At 57.7% G+C, this 21,495-nt stretch carries 19 protein-coding genes; 12 read left to right on the top strand and 7 right to left on the bottom strand.

Features of this window, described 5'->3' with window-relative positions:
* Nucleotides 1-6 precede the first annotated feature (6 nt).
* Genes AC0T7J_RS14855 through AC0T7J_RS14840 form a run of 4 tightly spaced genes read left to right on the top strand, consistent with a single transcriptional unit; the run spans nt 7 to nt 3,968 of the window.
* Nucleotides 7-1,008 carry an ABC transporter permease gene (locus tag AC0T7J_RS14855; RefSeq protein ID WP_163658388.1) on the top strand — a complete coding sequence of 334 codons (1,002 nt, stop codon included), beginning with the start codon at nt 7-9 and terminating at the stop codon, nt 1,006-1,008.
* A 3-nt stretch (nt 1,009-1,011) separates the two neighbouring features.
* Nucleotides 1,012-2,091, top strand: coding sequence for a phosphotriesterase family protein (locus tag AC0T7J_RS14850; RefSeq protein WP_473795152.1), 1,080 nt, complete (start codon nt 1,012-1,014; stop codon nt 2,089-2,091).
* 12 nt (nt 2,092-2,103) lie between these two features.
* Complete coding sequence (locus AC0T7J_RS14845; RefSeq protein ID WP_083070297.1) at nt 2,104-2,859, top strand: glutamine amidotransferase; 756 nt, start codon at nt 2,104-2,106, stop codon at nt 2,857-2,859.
* On the top strand, nt 2,859-3,968 hold the full coding sequence (locus AC0T7J_RS14840; RefSeq protein WP_083070298.1) for a M20 family metallopeptidase: 1,110 nt from the start codon (nt 2,859-2,861) through the stop codon (nt 3,966-3,968). Before AC0T7J_RS14845 ends, AC0T7J_RS14840 begins: the two co-directional genes overlap by 1 nt.
* Before the next feature lie 95 nt (nt 3,969-4,063).
* Here AC0T7J_RS14840 and lptG read toward each other — a convergent pair whose 3' ends face one another.
* Nucleotides 4,064-5,140, bottom strand: coding sequence for an LPS export ABC transporter permease LptG (gene lptG / locus AC0T7J_RS14835; protein WP_010251648.1), 1,077 nt, complete (start codon nt 5,138-5,140; stop codon nt 4,064-4,066).
* Entirely contained in the window at nt 5,140-6,240 is a 1,101-nt protein-coding gene (gene lptF / locus AC0T7J_RS14830) for an LPS export ABC transporter permease LptF (RefSeq protein ID WP_473795149.1), read from the bottom strand. Before lptF ends, lptG begins: the two co-directional genes overlap by 1 nt.
* A 268-nt stretch (nt 6,241-6,508) precedes the next feature.
* Between lptF and pepA the strand changes: the two genes are divergently transcribed.
* The 4 genes from pepA (at nt 6,509) to AC0T7J_RS14810 (ending at nt 11,994) form a co-directional block, all read left to right on the top strand.
* Nucleotides 6,509-8,020, top strand: a complete 1,512-nt coding sequence (gene pepA, locus AC0T7J_RS14825; protein ID WP_010251654.1) for a leucyl aminopeptidase — start codon at nt 6,509-6,511, stop codon at nt 8,018-8,020.
* A gap of 65 nt (nt 8,021-8,085) precedes the next feature.
* On the top strand, nt 8,086-8,544 hold the full coding sequence (locus tag AC0T7J_RS14820) for a DNA polymerase III subunit chi (protein WP_473795146.1): 459 nt from the start codon (nt 8,086-8,088) through the stop codon (nt 8,542-8,544).
* 5 nt (nt 8,545-8,549) lie between these two features.
* Nucleotides 8,550-11,405: a valine--tRNA ligase gene (locus tag AC0T7J_RS14815; RefSeq protein ID WP_473795144.1), complete on the top strand. Its 2,856-nt coding sequence runs from the start codon at nt 8,550-8,552 to the stop codon at nt 11,403-11,405.
* A gap of 79 nt (nt 11,406-11,484) precedes the next feature.
* Nucleotides 11,485-11,994: a GNAT family N-acetyltransferase gene (locus AC0T7J_RS14810; protein WP_473795240.1), complete on the top strand. Its 510-nt coding sequence runs from the start codon at nt 11,485-11,487 to the stop codon at nt 11,992-11,994.
* A gap of 34 nt (nt 11,995-12,028) precedes the next feature.
* On the opposite strand, the gene miaE is transcribed toward AC0T7J_RS14810, so the two are convergent.
* A complete protein-coding gene (gene miaE / locus AC0T7J_RS14805; protein ID WP_033769520.1) occupies nt 12,029-12,790 on the bottom strand; it encodes a tRNA isopentenyl-2-thiomethyl-A-37 hydroxylase MiaE in 762 nt (253 codons plus the stop codon).
* 54 nt (nt 12,791-12,844) lie between these two features.
* Nucleotides 12,845-13,261, bottom strand: coding sequence for a ribonuclease E inhibitor RraB (rraB, locus tag AC0T7J_RS14800; protein WP_473795142.1), 417 nt, complete (start codon nt 13,259-13,261; stop codon nt 12,845-12,847).
* Between the two features lie 160 nt (nt 13,262-13,421).
* Here rraB and argF point away from each other — a divergent pair, with 160 nt between their 5' ends.
* The 4 genes from argF to ridA all read left to right on the top strand — a co-directional run bounded on the left by argF (nt 13,422) and on the right by ridA (nt 16,606).
* Nucleotides 13,422-14,429 (top strand): ornithine carbamoyltransferase, encoded by a 1,008-nt coding sequence (gene argF / locus AC0T7J_RS14795; protein WP_039386856.1) that lies wholly within the window; start codon nt 13,422-13,424, stop codon nt 14,427-14,429.
* Nucleotides 14,430-14,734: 305 nt separating this feature from the next.
* Complete coding sequence (gene pyrB, locus AC0T7J_RS14790) at nt 14,735-15,670, top strand: aspartate carbamoyltransferase (protein WP_473795140.1); 936 nt, start codon at nt 14,735-14,737, stop codon at nt 15,668-15,670.
* 12 nt (nt 15,671-15,682) lie between these two features.
* Entirely contained in the window at nt 15,683-16,147 is a 465-nt protein-coding gene (pyrI, locus tag AC0T7J_RS14785) for an aspartate carbamoyltransferase regulatory subunit (protein WP_010251684.1), read from the top strand.
* Between the two features lie 72 nt (nt 16,148-16,219).
* Nucleotides 16,220-16,606, top strand: a complete 387-nt coding sequence (gene ridA, locus AC0T7J_RS14780) for a 2-iminobutanoate/2-iminopropanoate deaminase (protein ID WP_031592621.1) — start codon at nt 16,220-16,222, stop codon at nt 16,604-16,606.
* Between the two features lie 71 nt (nt 16,607-16,677).
* On the opposite strand, the gene lplT is transcribed toward ridA, so the two are convergent.
* The 3 genes from lplT to AC0T7J_RS14765 all read right to left on the bottom strand — a co-directional run bounded on the left by lplT (nt 16,678) and on the right by AC0T7J_RS14765 (nt 21,494).
* Nucleotides 16,678-17,868, bottom strand: a complete 1,191-nt coding sequence (lplT, locus tag AC0T7J_RS14775) for a lysophospholipid transporter LplT (protein ID WP_163850493.1) — start codon at nt 17,866-17,868, stop codon at nt 16,678-16,680.
* The gene (aas, locus tag AC0T7J_RS14770; protein WP_473795137.1) at nt 17,865-20,015 is read right to left on the bottom strand and encodes a bifunctional acyl-ACP--phospholipid O-acyltransferase/long-chain-fatty-acid--ACP ligase; all 2,151 of its coding nucleotides are present in this window, start codon (nt 20,013-20,015) and stop codon (nt 17,865-17,867) included. The genes lplT and aas overlap by 4 nt, the downstream gene beginning before the upstream one ends.
* Before the next feature lie 90 nt (nt 20,016-20,105).
* Nucleotides 20,106-21,494: an efflux transporter outer membrane subunit gene (locus tag AC0T7J_RS14765; RefSeq protein WP_473795135.1), complete on the bottom strand. Its 1,389-nt coding sequence runs from the start codon at nt 21,492-21,494 to the stop codon at nt 20,106-20,108.
* Nucleotide 21,495: the final 1 nt, after the last annotated feature.

Genomic DNA, 21,495 nt, shown 5'->3' with positions numbered 1-21,495 from the left:
ACTATTATGAATCTGAGCAGTTCCCGTATGGCGCAGCACTCGTTGCCGCGTCGCCTTCTGCACAATCACTCTGGCGTAGTCAGCATCGCGCTGTTCTTCGTGTTTTGCTGTGTGGTGTTTTCTCTGATCACCGGAAACTTTCTCAGCAGCGCTAACTGGCTGAATATTATTCGTCAGAGTGCGCCGCTGCTGATCGTCGCCACGGCGATGACGTTGGTGATTACAACGGGCGGGATCGATCTTTCCGTGGGATCGACGCTGGCGCTGGTCGGCGCCCTGTCCGCTATCGCCCTGAATAACTGGGGACTGCCCTGGCCGATGGTATTACTGGGCGGCTTACTGCTGGGCGCGCTGATAGGCGCCATTAACGGCTTTTTTATCGCCTATGAAGGCATTCCGGCCTTTATCGTCACACTGGCTACGCTGGCAGTAGTGCGAGGTGTGGCGCTGCTGATTACGCAGGGCTACTCCATTCCCATCCCTGCTGACAGCCTGTTCGCCTTTATGGGGCGTGCCTGGGTGCTGGGCATCCCCATGCCCGCACTGATCGGCATCGTGGTGCTGGTGGTCGGCCATATCGTGCTGAACCATATGCGCTTTGGTCGCTATGTCACAGCAATTGGTGCGAATGCGGAAGGCGCACGGCGTAGCGGGATTAACACCAAAGCCGTGACTATGAAGGTCTACATCATCAGCGGCATGGCGGCAGCGCTGGCGGGCATGATCATCACCGCCCGTCTGGGCAGTGGCTCCTCTAACCAGGGCGAAGGCTTTGAGTTGCAGGTGATCGCCGCGGTGGTGCTGGGCAGTACCAGCCTGTTCGGTGGCTTCGGCACCATTATTGGCACGCTGTTAGGCGCGCTATCAATTGCCATCATCCAGAACGGCCTGATTTTGTCGCATATCTCTCCGTTTTACACGCAGATCGCCACCGGTACGATTATTCTGCTGGCAATCTGGCTGAACACCCGCATTCTCAACCCGACGCGATCGGTAGCGAAAGGATAGCGCATGAAACATTCCATTTTTCGCCATCCCGATCCGCTGCCACTGGGCACCACCAGTGGCTATGTGATGACCGTGCTGGGCCCGCTACCAGTGAGTGAAATGGGTGTGACGCTGATGCACGAACACATTTTGCTGGATGCCTCCGGCAAATGGGTACCGCCCTGCTGCTGTAGCGATCGTCATCTGGCGGAGATGCCGGTAAGCATTGAAAACCTGGGCGAGTTGTCCCTCAATCCGCTTATCAGCCGCGATAACTGTCAGCTTTTTGATGTGGATTTAGCGATTGAAGAGCTGATGAAGTTTCGGGCACTGGGCGGCGATACGGTGGTGGACCCCACTAATATCGGCATTGGCCGCGATCCAAAAGCACTCCAACGTATCGCGCGCCTGACCGGGCTGAATATCATCATGAGTACCGGACTGTATCTGGAACCGTCACATCCGGAATGGATGAAAACGATCAGCATTGAAGCGCTTTCCGACAAGCTGATTTATGACCTGGGCGGCAGAGAAGACAAACCCGACGTACTGGCAGGTCTCATCGGCGAGATCGGCGTTTCCAGCCGCTTTACTGCAAATGAGGAGAAATCTCTGCGGGCGGCGGGCCGCGCCAGTGCCGCGACAAGCGTGCCCATTGAGGTACATCTGCCAGGTTGGGAGCGATTGGGCCATCGGGTGCTGGATATCCTTCAGGAAGAAGGGGCTGACCTGCGCCATGTTGTGCTGTGCCACATGAACCCCAGCTTTGCCGATAAGCGTTACCAGCGCGAACTGGCACAGCGCGGAGCCTTTCTGGAATACGACATGATCGGCATGAGCTATTACTACGCCGATGAGTCCGCGCAGTCACCTTCCGATGAAGAGAATGCCCGCGCTATTCGCGAGCTGATCGATGACGGCTTTATTGAACAGGTTTTGTTGTCGCAGGACGTATTCCTGAAAACCATGCTGACCCGCTACGGCGGTCACGGCTATGGCTATATTCTTAAACATTTTGTCCCGCGCCTGAAACGCCACGGCTTAAGCGGCGAACAACTTGAAACCTTACTGATTACTAACCCACAGCGCGTTTTTGGTGGGTAAGGGAGAACCGTAATGCAGAAGAAAATTTTACTGGTCGGGGAATCCTGGACCAGCACGTCCGTTCACGTTAAGGGCTTTGATCAGTTTGCCACCGCCACTTGGCACAATGGCGCGACCGATTTTATGGCGGCGCTGGCCGACAGTAATTATGCCATCACCTATATGCCCGCCCATGCCGCCGCCACCGAGTTTCCTTTAACACTCAATGGACTTCAGCAGTGGGACGCCATCATTTTGTCCGACATCGGTGCCAATACGTTGCTGCTACATCCGGATACCTGGCTGAAGAGCCAGCGTACAGCAAATCGGCTGACGCTGATTCACGACTATGTGGCCGCGGGCGGCGCGCTGATGATGATCGGCGGCTACTTTAGTTTTCAGGGCATCAATGGTGGCGCGCGCTATCGCAACACGGCAGTTGAGAAAGTGCTGCCGGTGCGCTGCCTTGCCTGGGATGATCGTATCGAAACGCCCGAAGGCTCTTATCCCAGCGTGATCGAATCTCACGCGCTGTTCACCGATATGCCAGACGAATGGCCGTGGTTACTGGGCTATAACGAAGTAGAAATGCACCCAGAAGGTAAACTGCTGGCGACCATTGACGGCACTGAACATCCGCTGCTGGCGGTACGCGAGTATCAGCAGGGCCGCTCACTGGTCTGGACCAGCGATATGTCTGCACACTGGCTGCCGCAGGAATTTGCCCAGTGGCAGGGTTATCGCCAGCTGTGGATCAACTGCCTGGACTGGTTAACGGTGCGCGGCTGATGAACCAGAGCCAGATGCTGGCGCAGCAGCTGCTGCGCTTTGACACCATTAATCCACCAGGCAATGAAGCGGCCTGCATGCACTTTTTGGCGGACTGGCTGGCGGAACAGGGCTTTGACGTCACCTTATCCCCCTTCGGTGAAAATCGCCTGAACCTGATTGCCAGTTTGCCTGGCAGCAAGCCCGGACCGCAGCTGGGTTTTACCGGCCATATGGATACCGTACCGCTTGGCAATGCTGACTGGCAGTACGATCCTTTCGGTGAAGTCGTGGGTGACAAGCTGTACGGGCGCGGATCGAGTGACATGAAGGCTGCTGTAGCGGCCTTCGCCGTTGCCTGCGTGACTCATCAGCAGGCGATTCAACAAGGTTCTGGTGTCGTGCTGTTGATCACTGGCGGAGAAGAGACGGGCTGCGACGGCGCGCGGGCGCTGATTGATACCACTGACCTGCCCGAGGTGGGCGCATTGATCGTCGGCGAGCCTACCAGCAACTATCCGGTAATCGGCCACAAAGGTGCGCTATGGCTACGCTGTGAAACCCGTGGCAAAACAGCGCACGGCGCGATGCCGGAACTGGGCATTAATGCCATTTATCTGGCGGCTGACGCACTGGGCAAAATTCAGCATTTCTCACCTGGCGCACCGCACCCGCTAATGAAACAGCCCACTATTAACGTCGGACGCATTGCAGGCGGCCTGAACATTAATTCTGTGCCCGATCGTACACAGTTTGACGTGGATATCCGTAGCGCACCCAATCTGCAGCACGCCACCATTCGTCAGCAACTGACAACCTTACTGGGAGATAGCGTGACGGTGAGCACTCTGGTGGACCTGCCTGCGGTGCTGAGCGAAGACAATCAGGCCTGGGTTCAATCCGTTTATCAGCACTGCCAGCCGCTTCATGACGCCCTACTGACACCGCGCATTGTGCCCTACTTCACCGATGCATCATTGCTGTTGCCCGCGCTGGGCATGCCGCCCTGCATTATCCTTGGCCCAGGTGAACCGTCAATGGCACATCAGACCGATGAATACTGCCTGCTGAGCCGGTTAGCGGAAGCAGAGACGCTATATGGTGCATTGATCAATGACTGGATGAGGTAATGGAGGGATGCATCAGACTGCTGGACGAATAGACTGTCACACGTTGCCTGCCACGAAAAAGGCCGCCCTGGAAGGCGGCCTTTTCGCTGTGATTGTCAACGCCGCTTAATCAACATAAACATACTGATAGCGAAGAACGCAAAACTCGGCAGAATCGCTCCCAGAATCGGCGGCAGACCGTAAACCAGGCTCAGCGGACCGAAAATCTGGTCCAGCACGTAGAACAGGAAGCCAAAGCTGATACCGGTCACTACCCGCACACCCATCGACACGCTACGCAGCGGACCAAAGATAAACGACAGCGCCATCAGCATCATCACCGCGACGGACAGCGGCTGGAAGATTTTGCTCCACATATTAAGCTGATAACGTCCCGACTCCTGGCCGCTCTGCTTCAGATATTTACTGTAGCTATGCAGACCGCGAATCGATAACGCGTCCGGATCCAGCGCAACCACACCCAGCTTGTCCGGCGTCAGATTGGTTTTCCACTCGCCACTCAGGCTCTGTGAACCGGTAATCTGCTTAGGATCGGTGAGATTAGACTCATCAACCTGCGACAGTATCCAGCGCTTCTTAGCCGCATCCCAGGTCGCCGTCGCCGCGTAACGCACGCTCTGCAGACGACGCTGATCGTTAAAACTGTAGATGCTCACGCCATCAATTTCGTTATCGCCTTTAATGCGCTCGATAAAGATAAAGCTATTGCCATCTTTCGCCCACAGACCGTTCTGCGTCGAGACCAGCGCACCGCCGTAAAGCTGCTGCGCCCGGTAATTACGCGCCATCTGCTCGCCCGACGGCGCAACAAACTCACCAATCGCCATGGTCAGCAGCACCAGCGGAATCGCCGTTTTCATCACTGACAGCGCAACCTGCATGCGGGTAAAGCCCGCCGCCTGCATCACCACCAGTTCACTGCGCTGCGCCAGCGCGCCCAGTCCCAGCAGCGCACCCAGCAGGGCCGCCATCGGGAAGAAAATCTCAATATCTTTGGGTACGCTCAGCAGGGTGTAGTAACCGGCGCTCAGCGCGTTGTAGCTGCCCTGGCCGGTCTTGCGCAGCTGATCAACGAACTTGATGATGCCGGAAAGCGACACCAGCATGAACAGCGTCAGCATAATGGTATTGAAAATGGTTTTACCGATATAGCGGTCAAGTACGCGAAACATCAGACCGACCCTCCGCGGGTAAAGCGGGCGCGAATCCGACGCATCGGCACCGTATCCCACAGGTTAAGGAGCACCGCCAGCACCAGATAGCTGATATTCACTACCCACATCCAGAGCGCCGGATCGAGCCGCCCTTTCGCGCCGCTCGACTTCAGCGAACTCTGCAACAGGAAGAAAATCAGATAGAGCAGCATGGCGGGCAGCATCGACAGCACGCGCCCCTGACGTGGGTTCACCACGCTGAGCGGCACCACCATCAGCGCCATCACCAGCACCGCGAACACCAGCGTCAGACGCCAGTGCAGCTCGGCCTGAAACTCAGGTGTCTTGTTTACGAACAGGTCGGTCAGACTCGCCTGTTCTGCATCGTTAGGATCGAGCGTTGCCGCTTTATAGCCCACAATGGCCTGATAATTGGTGAAGTCAGTGATACGGAAATCACGCAGCAGAGCGGTGCCCTCAAAACGGGTGCCTTTATCCAGCGTCACCACCTGTGAGCCATCTTTATGCTGCTCCATGTGACCGCTGTCAGCCAGCACCACTGAAGGACGCGCGTTGCCTTTTGGCCGTAACTGCGCCAGGAACACGTTACCAAAGTTGCTGCCCTTCACATCCTCGACAAACAGCACGGCGCTGCCGTCGCTGGAGGTCTGGAACTGTCCGGCGGCCATTGCTGCCGCACCCGGGTTCGCTTTGGCGTTCTGCGTCACCTCATCCTGATAGCGGGATGACCATGGCCCCAGCCAGATGACGTTCACGGCCGCCACTATCGAGGTAAACAGCATCAGCACCATCGCCGCTTTCACCAGGACGGCCTTACTCAGGCCGCAGGCGTGCATCACGGTAATTTCACTTTCCGTGTAGAGCCGCCCCAGCGTCATCAGGATCGCCAGAAACAGACTTAAGGGCAGTATAAGTTGTGCCATTTGAGGCACACCGAGTCCTAACAAGGTCAGAACGAGGTTTGTCGGCACTTCGCCATCCACCGCGGCTCCCAGGATCCTGACTAACTTCTGACAAAAGAAGATGAGTAGCAGGATAAACAGGATAGCCAGCTGGCTTTTGAGCGTTTCCCGAACCAGATATCTAATGATGATCACGCTTAGTACGCCTGTGAAAACTTGTCTTTTTGCAGGAAAATCGCTAGTTTCAACGCTTATCAGCCATTTTTCTTCATCAATGGCCGTCGCCGTAGCTAAATTTGTATGAAAAACGCGTCCGGGTGGTGAAAAAACAACATCTTGTCACCCTGATTCATTATGACCTCCAGCAGCAGAATGTCATGCTGCGACGATGAATAAATGGGTCATGAGCGCGCTACATTCTAGCGGCAGCAGCGGCCGTTGTCTTTAAGATTCAGGAGAGTGCATGGAGTTCAGTGTAAAAAGCGGAAGCCCGGAAAAACAGCGCAGTGCCTGCATTGTCGTTGGCGTTTTCGAACCGCGTCGTCTGTCACCGATTGCCGAACAGCTGGATAAAATCAGCGACGGCTACATCAGCGCCCTGCTGCGCCGCGGCGAGCTGGAAGGAAAAGTGGGCCAGACACTGCTGCTGCATCATGTGCCAAATATCCTGTCCGAGCGTATTCTGCTGATTGGCTGCGGTAAAGAGCGTGAACTGGATGAACGCCAGTACAAGCAGGTCATTCAGAAAACCATTAACACGCTCAACGACACCGGCTCAATGGAAGCGGTCTGCTTCCTGACCGAACTGCATGTCAAAGGCCGCAACACCTACTGGAAAGTGCGTCAGGCAGTAGAGACCTCTAAAGAGGCGCTCTACAACTTTGACCAGCTGAAAAGTAATAAAGCGGAACCACGTCGCCCGCTGCGCAAGCTGGTCTTTAACGTGCCGACCCGCCGTGAACTGACCAGCGGCGAACGGGCTATCCAGCATGGATTAGCGGTCGCGGCCGGTATGAAAGCGGCTAAAGATCTCGGCAACATGCCACCTAATATCTGTAACGCCGCCTATCTGGCGTCACAGGCGCGTCAGCTGGCGGATGCCTTCAGCAAAAATGTCACCACCCGCGTCATTGGCGAACAACAGATGAAAGAGCTGGGCATGAACGCCTATCTCGCGGTCGGGGCCGGTTCGCAAAACGAATCGCTGATGTCGGTAATTGAGTACAAAGGCAATCCGGATGCGGAAGCGCGCCCGATTGTGCTGGTGGGTAAAGGGCTGACCTTTGACTCCGGCGGTATCTCCATCAAGCCTGCCGACAGCATGGACGAAATGAAGTATGACATGTGCGGCGCGGCGGCCGTCTATGGCGTGATGCGTATGGTGGCAGAGCTGAATCTGCCGCTGAACGTGGTCGGCGTGCTGGCAGGCTGTGAAAACATGCCGGATGGCCGGTCGATGCGTCCGGGCGACGTGCTGACCACCATGTCTGGCCAGACGGTTGAGGTGCTGAACACCGACGCCGAAGGCCGCCTGGTCCTGTGCGATGCGCTGACCTACGTCGAACGTTTCGATCCGGAAGTGGTGATTGACGTGGCGACGCTGACCGGTGCCTGCGTGATTGCGCTGGGTCATCACATCAGCGGCCTGCTGTCGAACCACAATCCGCTGGCGCATGAGCTGATCAGCGCCTCGGAGCAGTCAGGCGATCGCGCCTGGCGTCTGCCGATGGCGGATGAGTTCCAGGAGCAGCTGGAGTCCAACTTTGCCGATATGGCGAACATTGGTGGCCGTCCCGGCGGCGCGATTACCGCCGCCTGCTTCCTGGCACGCTTTGCCCGCAAATATAACTGGGCACACCTGGATATCGCCGGTACCGCCTGGCGCTCCGGCAAGGCCAAAGGCGCCACCGGACGTCCGGTGCCGATGCTGTCGCAATTTCTGTTGAATCGGGCAGGATTGAACGGCGACGATTAAGCGCCCTCTTTTCTGACAGCAAGGGCGGATATCATTCCGCCCTTAATCTTCTGATGAGCAAACCGATGAAAAACGCAACCTTCTACGTGCTGGAAACCGATGCAACGAGCGATGGCCTTAGCGCCGTTGAAGCGCTGGTGTGCAATCTGGCGGAAACACGCTGGCGGGCCGGAAAGCGGGTGTTGATCGCCTGCGAAGATGAACAGCAAGCCATTCGTCTCGACGAAGCGCTGTGGCAACGACCGGCAAACGCCTTCGTGCCGCATAACCTGGCGGGTGAAGGCCCGCGCTACGGTGCGCCGGTTGAGCTGGCCTGGCCACAGCGTCGCGGCAGTTCACCGCGTGACCTGCTGATTAGCCTGCTGCCCCACTTCGCAGATTTTGCTACTGCTTTCCATGAAGTGATAGACTTCGTTCCTTACGACGACACGCTCAAACAACTGGCGCGCGACCGCTATAAAGCGTATCGCAGCGTTGGATTCCAATTGAATACGGCAGCGCCACCACAGCCGCAAACGACATAGCAGAAATGGAAAAGACATATAACCCGCAAGATATCGAGCAGCCGCTTTACGAGCATTGGGAAAAGCAGGGCTACTTCAAACCGAATGGCGATACCAGCCAGGAAAGCTTTTGCATCATGATCCCGCCGCCGAACGTCACCGGTAGCTTGCACATGGGTCACGCCTTCCAGCAAACCATCATGGACACCATGATCCGTTACCAGCGCATGCAGGGGAAAAATACCCTGTGGCAGGCGGGTACTGACCACGCGGGCATCGCCACGCAGATGGTGGTTGAGCGCAAAATTGCGGCTGAAGAGGGCAAGACGCGCCAGGACTATGGCCGCGATGCATTCATCGACAAAATCTGGCAGTGGAAAGCAGAATCCGGCGGCACCATTACCCGCCAGATGCGCCGTCTGGGCAACTCCGTCGACTGGGAGCGCGAGCGCTTCACCATGGACGATGGCCTTTCCAACGCCGTGAAAGAGGTGTTTGTTCGCCTCTATAAAGAGAACCTGATCTACCGTGGCAAACGCCTGGTGAACTGGGATCCAAAACTGCGAACCGCAATCTCCGATCTGGAAGTGGAAAACCGCGAGAGCAAAGGCTCGATGTGGCATATCCGCTATCCGCTGGCTGACGGCGCAAAAACCGCCGACGGTAAAGATTATCTGGTGGTCGCCACCACGCGTCCGGAAACCCTGCTGGGTGATACCGGCGTCGCCGTTAACCCGGAAGATCCACGTTACAAAGATCTGATCGGCAAATTTGTGATGCTGCCGCTGGTTGGCCGTCTTATCCCTATCGTTGGCGACGAACATGCCGACATGGAAAAAGGCACCGGCTGCGTCAAGATCACCCCGGCGCATGACTTCAACGACTATGAAGTCGGCCGTCGTCACAAACTGCCGATGATCAACATCCTGACCTTCGACGGCGATATCCGCGACCGTGCTCAGGTGTATGACACCAATGGCGAAGCCAGCGATGCCTGTTCCGATGAGATCCCGGCGGCTTTCCAGAACATGGAACGCTTCGCGGCGCGCAAAGCGATTGTTGCCGCTGTCGATGAACTCGGCCTGCTTGAAGAAATCAAACCTCACGATCTGACCGTGCCTTACGGCGACCGTGGCGGCGTGGTTATCGAGCCGATGCTGACTGACCAGTGGTACGTGCGTACCGCACCGCTGGCGAAAGTCGCGGTTGAAGCCGTTGAAAACGGCGACATCCAGTTTGTACCGAAGCAGTACGAAAACATGTACTTCTCCTGGATGCGCGATATTCAGGACTGGTGTATCTCCCGTCAGCTCTGGTGGGGTCACCGCATCCCGGCGTGGTATGACGACAACGGTAACGTCTACGTCGGCCGTACCGAAGACGAAGTGCGCGCCGAGAACAACCTGGCCGCCGACGTCGCGCTGCGTCAGGATGATGACGTGCTGGATACCTGGTTCTCCTCAGGTCTGTGGACCTTCTCCACCCTGGGCTGGCCGGAAAACACCGAAGCGCTGCGTACTTTCCATCCGACCAGCGTGCTGGTCAGCGGCTTCGACATCATCTTCTTCTGGATTGCCCGCATGATCATGCTGACCATGCACTTCATCAAAGATGAAAACGGCAAACCACAGGTACCGTTTAAAACCGTCTACATGACCGGTCTGATCCGTGATGAAGAAGGTCAGAAGATGTCGAAATCCAAGGGCAACGTGATTGACCCGCTGGATATGGTCGACGGCATTTCGCTGGACGCGCTGCTGGAAAAACGCACCGGCAACATGATGCAGCCGCAGCTGGCGGAGAAAATCCGCAAACGTACCGAGAAGCAGTTCCCGGACGGCATCGAGCCATCCGGCACCGATGCGCTGCGTTTCACCCTGGCGGCGCTGGCCTCTACCGGTCGCGACATCAACTGGGACATGAAGCGCCTGGAAGGCTATCGCAACTTCTGTAACAAGCTGTGGAACGCCAGCCGCTTTGTGCTGATGAACACCGAAGAGCAGGATTGCGGACAGAATGGCGGCGAAATGACGCTGTCGCTGGCGGATCGCTGGATCCTGACCGAGTTCAACAACACGGTGAAAGCGTACCGTGAAGCGCTGGATAGCTACCGTTTCGATATCGCGGCTAACCTGTTGTATGACTTCACCTGGAACCAGTTCTGCGACTGGTATCTGGAGCTGACCAAACCGGTCATGAACAGCGGCAGTGAATCTGAACTGCGTGGCACCCGTCATACGCTGGTTCACGTGCTGGAAGCGCTGCTGCGTCTGGCGCATCCGATCATTCCGTTTATCACTGAAACCATCTGGCAGCGCGTGAAGGGGCTGAAAAATATCAGCGACGACACCATCATGCTGCAGCCTTTCCCGCAGTACGATGCGGCGAACGAAGATGCCGAAGCGAAAGCGGACATCGAGTGGATGAAACAGGCGATCGTGGCGGTGCGTAATATCCGTGCCGAGATGAACATCGCACTGAGCAAGCCGCTGGATGTGCTGCTGCGTGACTGCTCGCCTGCGGCGCTGCGTCGCGTTGAAGCCAACCGCAACTTCCTGTCGCGCCTGGCGCGTCTGGAAAGCCTGACCATTCTGCCTGCGGGCGAGAAAGGTCCGGTGTCGGTGACCAAACTGGTTGAAGGCGCAGAGCTGCTGATCCCGATGGCGGATCTGGTGGATAAAACCGCCGAGCTGGAGCGTCTGGCGAAAGAGCTGGTTAAGCTGGATGTGGAAATCGAGAAGATCGAGACCAAGCTGGCGAACGAAGGCTTTGTTTCGCGTGCCCCGGAAGCGGTGGTGGCGAAAGAGCGCGAACGCGTAGCGGACCTGCAACAATCAAAAGCAAAACTGATTGAACAGCAGGCGGTCATTGCGGCATTGTAAGCGTCTTAGCTGACAGCTTATTCATAAAGCCGGGCTTGCCCGGCTTTTTTATTGACCTCGTACAAATCCGGAAGAGATGATGACGACCAGCGCCACCCCGCTTATTGACCTCCAGGTGCGGCCGATTACTGCCGCCGATAATCCGCATATCGCCCAGGTGATCCGCGACGTTTCCGCAGAGTTCGGCCTGACGGCTGACAAGGGCTACACCGTTTCCGATCCGCAGCTCGACCAGCTGTTTGAGCTCTACAGTTCCGAACAGAGCGCCTACTGGATTGTTGAGTATCAGGGCAAGGTGGTCGGCGGCGGCGGTGTTGCGCCGCTCGCCTGCAGCGCGCCTGATATCTGCGAACTGCAAAAGATGTACTTTCTGCCAGAGGTGCGCGGTCAGGGTCTGGCACGCGAACTGGCGCTGCGGGCGATAGAACATGCACGCAGCCACGGCTTCCGTCGCTGCTATCTGGAAACCACCGCCAGCCTGACGCGGGCCATTAAACTTTATGAATCACTGGGCTTTGAGCATATCGACAGTGCGATGGGCTGCACAGGGCATGTCGACTGCGAAGTGCGGATGCTGAAGTTATTGTGACAGAGGGAGATGACAGCCCCGTTACGCGCCCGGATCAGAACGCCGGTACGCCGCTGTGAAAGCGTAATTCGTTGTCGGGTTCGCTGATTAACCGCCCTTCTGTTGCCCCAATCGCCTGCACCCGAGGCGTGATGTCTCTGGTGGCAATCTGCGCCGCCAGGGTTAAATAGTCCTGATAATGCCGCGCCTCTGAGCGCAGCAGCGACAGATAGAACTTCGCCAGTTCGTCATCAAGATACGGTGCCAGACTGGCGAAACGCTCGCAGGAGCGTGCCTCGATGTAAGCGCCGCATATCAGCTTATCCACCAGCGTTTCTGGCTCATGAGTCGTGACTTCGCGCAGCAGGGATTTAGCATAGCGGCTGGAAGTGATCTTCTGATAGACCAGTCCGCGCGACTGCATAATTTCCCACACCTGATAGAAGTGATGCAGCTCCTCTTTTATCAGCAGCACCATCTTCTCCACCAGCTCATCCGCCCACGGCAGCGCATTGCGCACGATGATACGTTTCGTGAGGTTCTTATGCGCGTTGATAAAGTCGCTGTCGCCATCCTCGCGGAAGATAAAATCTTCATAGGGTTTCAGCCATGCCAGAATAGCGTCGCCGCTGGGTTTGTCGGCAACATATTTGCGGATCAACCACACCGCGGTCTGTGCAGCTTTGAGCTCGCACACCAGATGGTCGGTTAACAGCAGGGTCAGATTTTCCGGCTTGCGCGCCTCATCAATCCAGGCCTGCGGCGTGCGGCAATGCAGAAACTGATAGATCGGTTCAAGTAAGGGTGCGTAGTTCATGATGTTAAAACAGGTGGCAGAGGTGACAGGCGGAGAACTCTCCGCCCCGGCTACTTAGTGGCGAATACCATCATCTTCTTCATCTTCGATGGCGTCGTCATCTTCATCTTCGGCATCGGGATCTTCGAAATAGGTGCCCCAGCCGTCGTAATCGACGTTGTACTTACCAATCAGATTCACCAGCTGCTCAACCTGTACATCGATCAGTTCCGGCTTCAGGGCGGATTCGCTGATGATGTCGACGCACATGACGGTGGTGCCATCTTCCAGCTCCAGCTCTTCCGGCTCGGTTACTTCATAACCCAGCTTGAATGCATCAACGGCCGCTTTTTCCAGCGAATCAAAATTATTGCATGAGAGATGGTGCTCGATGGTATAGAGCGCATCAGGATCGCTGCCATCCTCCAGCAGCTCTTCAATAATCTGCCGCGTCTCTTCCTGCTGCTCTTCCAGTAATGCTTCATATGCCATGACGATATCCTCTCTGAGTTCGGCAATAATCAATTATTTTCCCATACTGCCCGTCGCGCCACTACACAAAACGAAAAGTTTATTCGCCCTGCACTTGAAAATGCATATTCATACGGTTAGATTGAATTTTAATTCACTTTAATGATTACCGGAGTGTTGTATGAGTCAGCTGTATCAGCGCCATTTCCTCAGGCTTCTGGATTTTACGCCCGCCGAGATTGATCACCTGCTTACCCTTTCCGCTGAATTGAAACAGGCGAAAAAAAGCGCCCAGGAAGTGCAGCATCTGAAAGGTAAAAACATCGCGCTCATCTTCGAAAAAGACTCGACCCGTACCCGATGCTCTTTCGAAGTTGCCGCTTACGATCAGGGTGCGAACGTCACCTATCTTGGCCCGAGTGGCAGCCAGATCGGCCATAAAGAGTCGATGCGCGATACCGCACGGGTACTGGGCCGGATGTACGATGGCATTCAGTATCGCGGTTACGGTCAGGAACTGGTGGAGACGCTGGCGGAACATGCCGGTGTGCCGGTGTGGAACGGCCTGACCACCGAGTTTCATCCGACCCAGTTGCTGGCCGATCTGCTGACCATGCAGGAGCATCTGCCGGGCAAAAAGCTCAGCGAGATGACGCTGGTTTATGTAGGTGATGCGCGTAACAACATGGGTAACACCATGCTGGAAGCCGCCGCACAGGTGGGGCTGGATCTGCGTCTGGTGGCACCGAAGAGCTGCTGGCCAGAGGAGCAACTGGTGGCGCAGTGCCGTGAAGCCGCGCAGCAGACCGGCGGGAAAATCACCCTTACCGAACATATTGCCGACGGCGTGAAAGGCGCTGACTTTATCTATACCGATGTCTGGGTGTCGATGGGCGAAGCCAAAGCGGTGTGGGCCGAGCGTATCGCGCTGCTGCGTGACTATCAGGTGAATCGGGCGATGCTCGATCTGACCGGCAACCCGCAGGTTAAATTCCTGCACTGTCTGCCCGCCTTCCACGACGATCAGACCACGCTGGGCCAGCAGATGGCGGAACAGTACGATCTGCCCAACGGCATGGAAGTGAGCAACGAGGTATTTGAGTCGCCGCACAGCATCGTGTTCGACCAGGCCGAGAACCGGATGCACACGATTAAAGCGGTAATGGTGGCCACGCTGGGCCAGCGCTGACCGCGCAGCTGAGGACGCTGAGTCGCGCCCGCTCATAGCGGGCGATTCACCGTCTGATCTGGCCAGGTCTCTGATCGGCTAAGCAGCCGCAAACGTTTTCCTCTTGCTGCCCCACCGCGAACGGGTATAATGCGGCCCAATTTGCCGGAGGAAATATGCTACAGCACAGCGGACAATTTGACGCTCAATCACGCCTGACCGCAGGCGGTGCTACTGTTTCTTTCGGTCATCGACCCGATCTTAAAAAAGCCCCTTAAGCAGGGGCTTTTTTTTGTCCGCAATCCGGCCGCGCAGAGGAGACAGCTATGGCTAACCCGCTATATCGCAAGCACATTATTTCAATCAACGACCTCAGTCGTGAAGAGCTGGAACTGGCGTTGCACACCGCCGCAAAGCTTAAAGCCCATCCGCAGCCGGAACTGCTCAAGCACAAGGTTATCGCCAGCTGCTTCTTTGAGGCGTCGACCCGTACCCGCCTGTCGTTTGAAACCGCCATTCATCGCCTTGGCGCGTCAGCGGTGGGCTTTGCTGACGGCAGTAATACGTCGCTGGGCAAAAAAGGCGAAACCCTGGCCGACACTATTTCAGTGATCAGCACCTACGTCGATGCGATCGTGATGCGTCACCCGCAGGAAGGTGCGGCGCGGCTGGCGACCGAGTTCTCCGGCGGCATCCCGATTCTCAACGCCGGTGACGGCGCGAACCAGCATCCGACCCAGACGCTGCTTGATCTCTTCACCATTCAGGAGACGCAGAGCCGTCTTAATCAGCTGAATGTGGCGATGGTCGGCGACCTGAAGTATGGCCGAACCGTCCACTCCCTGACCCAGGCGCTGGCGAAGTTTGACGGCAACCGCTTCTTCTTTATCGCGCCCGATGCGCTGGCGATGCCGGCCTATATCACCGACATGCTGGATGAGAAGAATATCCGCTGGTCACGTCACGACAGCTTTGAAGAGGTGATGCCGCAGCTCGATATCCTCTACATGACGCGGGTGCAGAAAGAGCGGCTCGATCCGTCAGAATATGCCAACGTCAAAGCGCAGTTTATTCTGCGTGCCGCCGATCTCGCTTCGGCGCGCGACAATATGAAGGTACTGCACCCGCTGCCGCGCATCGACGAAATCACCACCGATGTCGATAAAACCCCGTATGCCTGGTATTTCCAGCAGGCGGGTAACGGCATCTATGCGCGCCAGGCTCTGCTGGCACTGGTTTTAAACAGCGAACTCGCCCTGTAAGGAGATACCCCCATGACGCAGGACAACAAACTGCAGGTCGAAGCGATCAAACGCGGCACGGTCATCGACCATATTCCGGCGCAGATCGGCTTTAAATTGCTCTCCCTGTTCCGGCTGACCGAAACCGATCAGCGCATTACCATTGGCCTGAATCTGCCCTCGGGCGAGATGGGCCGCAAAGATCTGATCAAGATTGAGAACACTTTTCTCACTGACGACCAGGTGAATCAGCTGGCGGTCTATGCGCCCCATGCCACGGTCAATCGCATCGACGACTATGAAGTCGTGGCGAAGATCGCCCCGACGCTGCCGGACCACGTTGAACGGGTGCTGACCTGCCCCAACAGCAACTGCATCAGCCGCAGCGAGCCGGTCTTCTCCAGCTTTGCCGTGAAGCAGCGCGCCGACGATGTGCATCTGAAGTGCAAATATTGCGAAAAAGAGTTCGCCCGCCATGTGGTGCTGGGTCACTGGTAATCGCCCTGCCCGACCTTATAATGGGCAACACCGGCGGCATCGCCGCCTGACGACGTAATTAAAGGAGCAATGATGTCTCGTGAAATCAGTACTGAAAAAGCCCCTGCCGCTATCGGCCCCTATGTTCAGGGTGTCGATCTGGGCAGCATGATCATCACCTCGGGTCAGATCCCGGTGGATCCGGCGACCGGCCAGGTGGCGGATGACGTTGCCGCACAGGCGCGTCAGTCACTGGAAAATGTGAAGGCGATTGTTGAAGCAGCAGGTCTGAAGGTCGGCGACATCGTGAAGACCACGGTGTTCGTAAAGGATTTAAATGACTTCGCCACGGTCAATGCGGCTTATGAGGCGTTTTTCACCGAGCATGAAGCTCACTTCCCGGCGCGTTCCTGTGTCGAAGTGGCACGTCTGCCAAAAGATGTGAAGATCGAAATCGAAGCGATTGCCATTCGTCGTTAATCTCTTAACATCTATTGTTAACGAGGCCGCCCGCCTCTCTCCGGCTATCCCGGCGAGAGGCGGTGAATCACTTAACGTTTAGCTGGTCGCCACAGCCACAGCAGCGCTATCGCCAGCGCAAACAGCACGCCAAAACCGACGCCCGTCGCCACCGCAGGTGCACCCGCCTTGATGGCCAGCGTATAGAGCCCCAGCATGATCAGCATGGCGCTGTTCTCACCCAGATTCTGCACCGCAATCGCATTACCTGAACCGACGCTCTCTTTGCCCCGCGCCTGCAACAGCGCATTCAGCGGCACCACAAAGAAACCACCCAGCGCACCAATCAGCATCAGCACCAGATAGGCATTCAGCAGAGAATGCTGCAGCGCGAAGACGACGACCATCACACCAATCAGCACACCGGCTGGCATACAGCGACGCACCGTTTCAAGCGTCACCAGCTTCGCCGCCGCTGCCGCCCCAATCACAATCCCGATCGCCACCATGGCATTCAGGGTCGTTGGCGTGGTGTTGTCATTAATGCCCAGCGCCACCGGCACCCACAGCACCAGCAGAAAACGCAGCGTCACGCCTGCGCCCCAGAACAGGCTGGTGCCGAGCAGCGAGAAGCGCGTCTCCGCATCACGCCATAGCAGCGCGGCGGCACTGAAAAAACTGCGGACCATCATACCCAACTGCCAGCTCTGACCGGGACGCGCCGCCTGCAGTTTCGGAATAAACAGGTTGGCTACCACGGCAATGCCGTAGGTCAGCGCACAGATCCCCAGCGCCGCCAGCAGATGCCAGTCCGCCAGCATCCCGCCCGCCACTGAGCCGAGCAGAATGGCGGCGATGGTCGATCCCTCCATCAGCCCGTTGGCTTTCACCAGCTTCTCGCCGTGGGTGATCTCACCGAGAATGCCATATTTAGCCGGGGAATAAGCGGCTGCGCCCGCGCCCACCAGGGTATATCCGAGGAAGGGGTTGAAGCCGAAACAGATCACCAGCGCGCCCAGCAGCTTCAGGCTGTTGGCGAGCATCATCACCCGCCCTTTTGCCATGCTGTCCGCGACCTGACCGACAAACGGTGCCAGCAGAATGTAGGCTGCGACAAAGAGCATCTGCAGCACCGGCTGACTCCAGTCGGGATAGAACTGGCTTTTCAGCACGGCCAGCGTGGCAAACAGCAGCGCGTTATCGCCGAAGGCCGAAAAGAACTGGGCGATAATCACGGCGATCATGCCGCGTGACATCAGCGGCGCATTACGATCAAGGCTCATGCCTGCTCCTCTTCCGCCATTTTTTTCAGCGTGACGTAATCGGGTTTACCGCTGCCCAGCTGCGGCAACGGCTTCATTACCCGGATATCACGCGGCAGCGCCAGTTCTGGCGCACCCAGCTCGCGGGCCGCTTTCTGCAGGCTGTCGCGCGCCAGTTCAGCATCGGTGGTGAACAGCACCAGCGCCTCACCACGCTGACCATCCGGGCGCAGCGAGGCGGCATGTTGTTTGTCCGGCGACGCTTTCAGGGCGATCTGCTCGACGATCTCCAGCGACACCATCTCACCGGCAATCTTCGCGAAGCGTTTTGCACGCCCCTGAATCTGGCAGAAACCGCCGTCATCAAAGCTGACGATATCACCCGTGTCATACCAGCCCGCTTCCTGATTACCTTCGCCATCGTCGGCGACCGGCACTTCCAGCACGCCTGGATTCTCAACCCGCAGATACCCTTTCATCACGTTCGGCCCACGCAGCTGCAGCCGTCCGCCCTGCTCAATGCCCGGCACCGACATCAGTCGCGAATCCATGCCCGGCAGAATGCGTCCGACGGTGTGCGCCTTCGCCGCCATCGGCACGTTAATCGCGACCACTGGCGCGCATTCGGTTACGCCGTAGCCTTCAAGAATGCGAATGCCATACTTCTCCATGTAGAGCTGACGGGTATTCTCCTGCAGCTTCTCTGCACCCGCCACCACATAGCGCAGGCGGGCAAAATCATAGGGTGCGGCAAAGCGCGCGTAGTTGCCCAGGAAGGTCGAGGTGCCAAACAGCACGGTGCAGTTGCGGTCATAAACCAACTCCGGCACGATGCGATAGTGCAGCGGGCTGGGATAGAGGAACACCTGCGCGCCGGTCATCAGCGGCGTAAACAGACCGACGGTCAGACCAAACGCATGGAACAGCGGCAGCGCCGACATAAAGCGGTCGCGCGGCGTGAAGTCGGCGATGGTGCGGATCTGTTCAACGTTCGCCAGCAGGCTTTTATGCGAATGCACCACGCCTTTGGGATGGCCTTCCGAGCCGGAGGTAAACAGTACCATCGCGGCGTCTTCCGGCTGCTGGGGCAGCTGTGCGCGATGCGGCATCAGCAGATGGGCGACGATCCACAGTTTGTCCTTACTGGACACCGTATCTTTCAGATCTTCCAGATAGATCCACTGTACATCATCGAGCCCCTGCGGCAGATGCCACAGGTTGCCTTTGTCCAGGAACTGGCGCGACGTGAAGACCGTTTTGATCTGCGCGGCGGTCAGTGCCGCCCGCATGCCGTTCACGCCCGCCGTATAGTTGAGCATCGCCGGAACACGCCCGCGCAGTGATGCCCCGAAAATCGCCGCCGCCGTGACGGTGGTATTGGGCAGCAGCAGTCCTACCACTTCGCGCGGCTGGCTGTAGCGCTCCAGAATACGGCCCACGCCCAGCGCCTTCTTCAGCAGTCCGTTGTAGCTGTCAGGTTTGAAATTGACATCTTCGATGCAGCGCTTAAACGCGCCATAACGCGTACGCGCCGCCAGAAACGCCTCAAACAGGGTTTCACGCGGACGCACCGCCATGCGCGCTTCCATCATCACATGGTGCAGATGCTCACCGGCCAGCACGCGCCGATCGCGCGCCCGTTTCGCCTCCGGCATCGGAATGCGGGTGGCGGGCAGAATCGTCAGGGTGATGCGCGGGAACAGGCGACGTTTAAACACGCCCGCCAGACGACCAAACGGCGTGTACTCTGCGCCTTCGATGCGCATCGGCACCACATTCGCGCCCGAACGCGCCGCGACAAAACCCGCCCCGCTGTAGATCTTCATCAGCGATCCGGTGACGGTAATGCGTCCTTCCGGGAAGATCACCACCGGACGGCCACTGTCGATCAGCCTGACCAGCTGTTTGAGCGCCATGGGTTTGGTGGGATCGAGCGGCACATAGTCGATAAAGGGTTTAACCAGCCGCATAAACCAGCTTTCGCTGATGGTCGAATAGACCGCATAGACCGGCTTAATCGGCAAAAATAGCGCCAGCAATATGCCGTCGAGAAACGACATATGGTTCGGCGTGATCAATACCTTCTGCTTATGCAGTTCGGCGACGTCGCCACGCAGTTCGACCCGCCATAACAGGCGAAATATCAGGCGCAATAGTGTGAAAACCATGCCGGCTCCTTAGCATCGTGAAAATAGCCCCTCACGATGCAGGATTTGACGCGGTTCGACAACAGAATTATCGGTAACCTGACGCCGCCTTCAGGGTGCCTGCCAGCCACCGCCCAGTGCCGCAATCAGCGCCACACTGCTGGCCCACTGCGTGCTCTGCAGCGTCAGCAAACTCTGCTGCGCACTCAGGCGGCTGTTTTCGGTGGTCGCCACATCCAGATACGTAATCATGCCCGCCTCATACTGCAAACGCGTCACCCGCGCCGAGGTCTGCGCCGCGTCGGTGGCGCGCTGCTGCGCGGCGATCTCGCCCTGCAGCGTGTTCAGCTCGACCAGCTTATCTTCCACCTCCTGCATTGCGGTCAGCACCGTCTGACGATAGGTCGCAACGCTGGCATCCCAGCCCGCTCGTGCCTGATCGACCTGCGCCGAAGTCGCACCAAAATCCAGCAGCGTGCCGCTCAGCTCCGGCCCCAGCGACCAGACGCGGTTCGGCAGCGAGAAGAGCGAATGCAGCACGGAAGAACTGACGCCACCGCTGGCGCTCAGGGTCAGGTCGGGATAGTAACCGGCCACCGCCACGCCCACTGCGGCATTGGCCGCGGCCATATTACGTTCGGCGTAAGCAATGTCGGGACGGCGCTGCAACAACTCGCCCGGCAGGGCTGCCGGAATCGCGGGCAGCGTGGCCGTCAGCGGCGCGGCGGTCAGGCTGAATTCAGCGGGTGCTTTGCCGACCAGCAGCGCAATGGCGTGCTCCATCTGTGCGCGCTGCCACTGATAATCCTGCGCCGAGGCGCTGGCGCTCTCCAGCTGCAGTTGTGCCTGAGCCAGGGTCGCACGCGACGCGGTGCCCGCCTGATACTGGCTGGTCATCACTTTCAGGTAGCGCTGATAAGCATCAACGCTCTGCTGATAGAGCGCGATTTTCTGATCCATGATGCGCAGCTGGAAATAGTCCTGCGCCAGCTCAGACTGGGCGCTCAGGGTGATATTGGCCAGTTCCGCCGCGCTGGCCGAGGCGCTGGCGCGGTTCTCCTCCAGCGTGCGTCGCAGTTTGCCCCACAGATCCAGCTCCCAGCTGGCGCTCAGCTCCGCCTGATGGCTGCTGCTGATAGTGCGAACGCTGCTTTCAGTCGCGTGGCTGCCGCTGCGCGTCGCGCTGCCGTCATAGCCCAGCGAGGGAAACAGCGCCGCGCGTGACTCACTCGCCAGCGCCTGTGCCTGCCGGTACTGCGCGGCATAATTCGCCACGTTCTGGTTCGAGATGCTCACCTGGCTCAGCAAGCCGCTCAGGGTGGCGTCGTGATAAACCGCCCACCATTCGCCTTTGCTTTGCGCATCAAGTGGCGTCGCCTGCTGCCAGCCTCTGGCCTCTTTATAGTGGACAGGCATCGCCATCGCGGGGCGCTGATAGTCGGGACCGACGCTACAGCCGCCCAGCAGCAACATCACAACAAAGGGGATAAGCGGTTTCATG

This window comes from Pantoea sp. E956-1, from assembly GCF_982223955.1.
The sequence above is the reverse complement of the archived record's forward strand: the minus strand, read 5'-3'. Positions and strand labels throughout refer to the sequence as shown.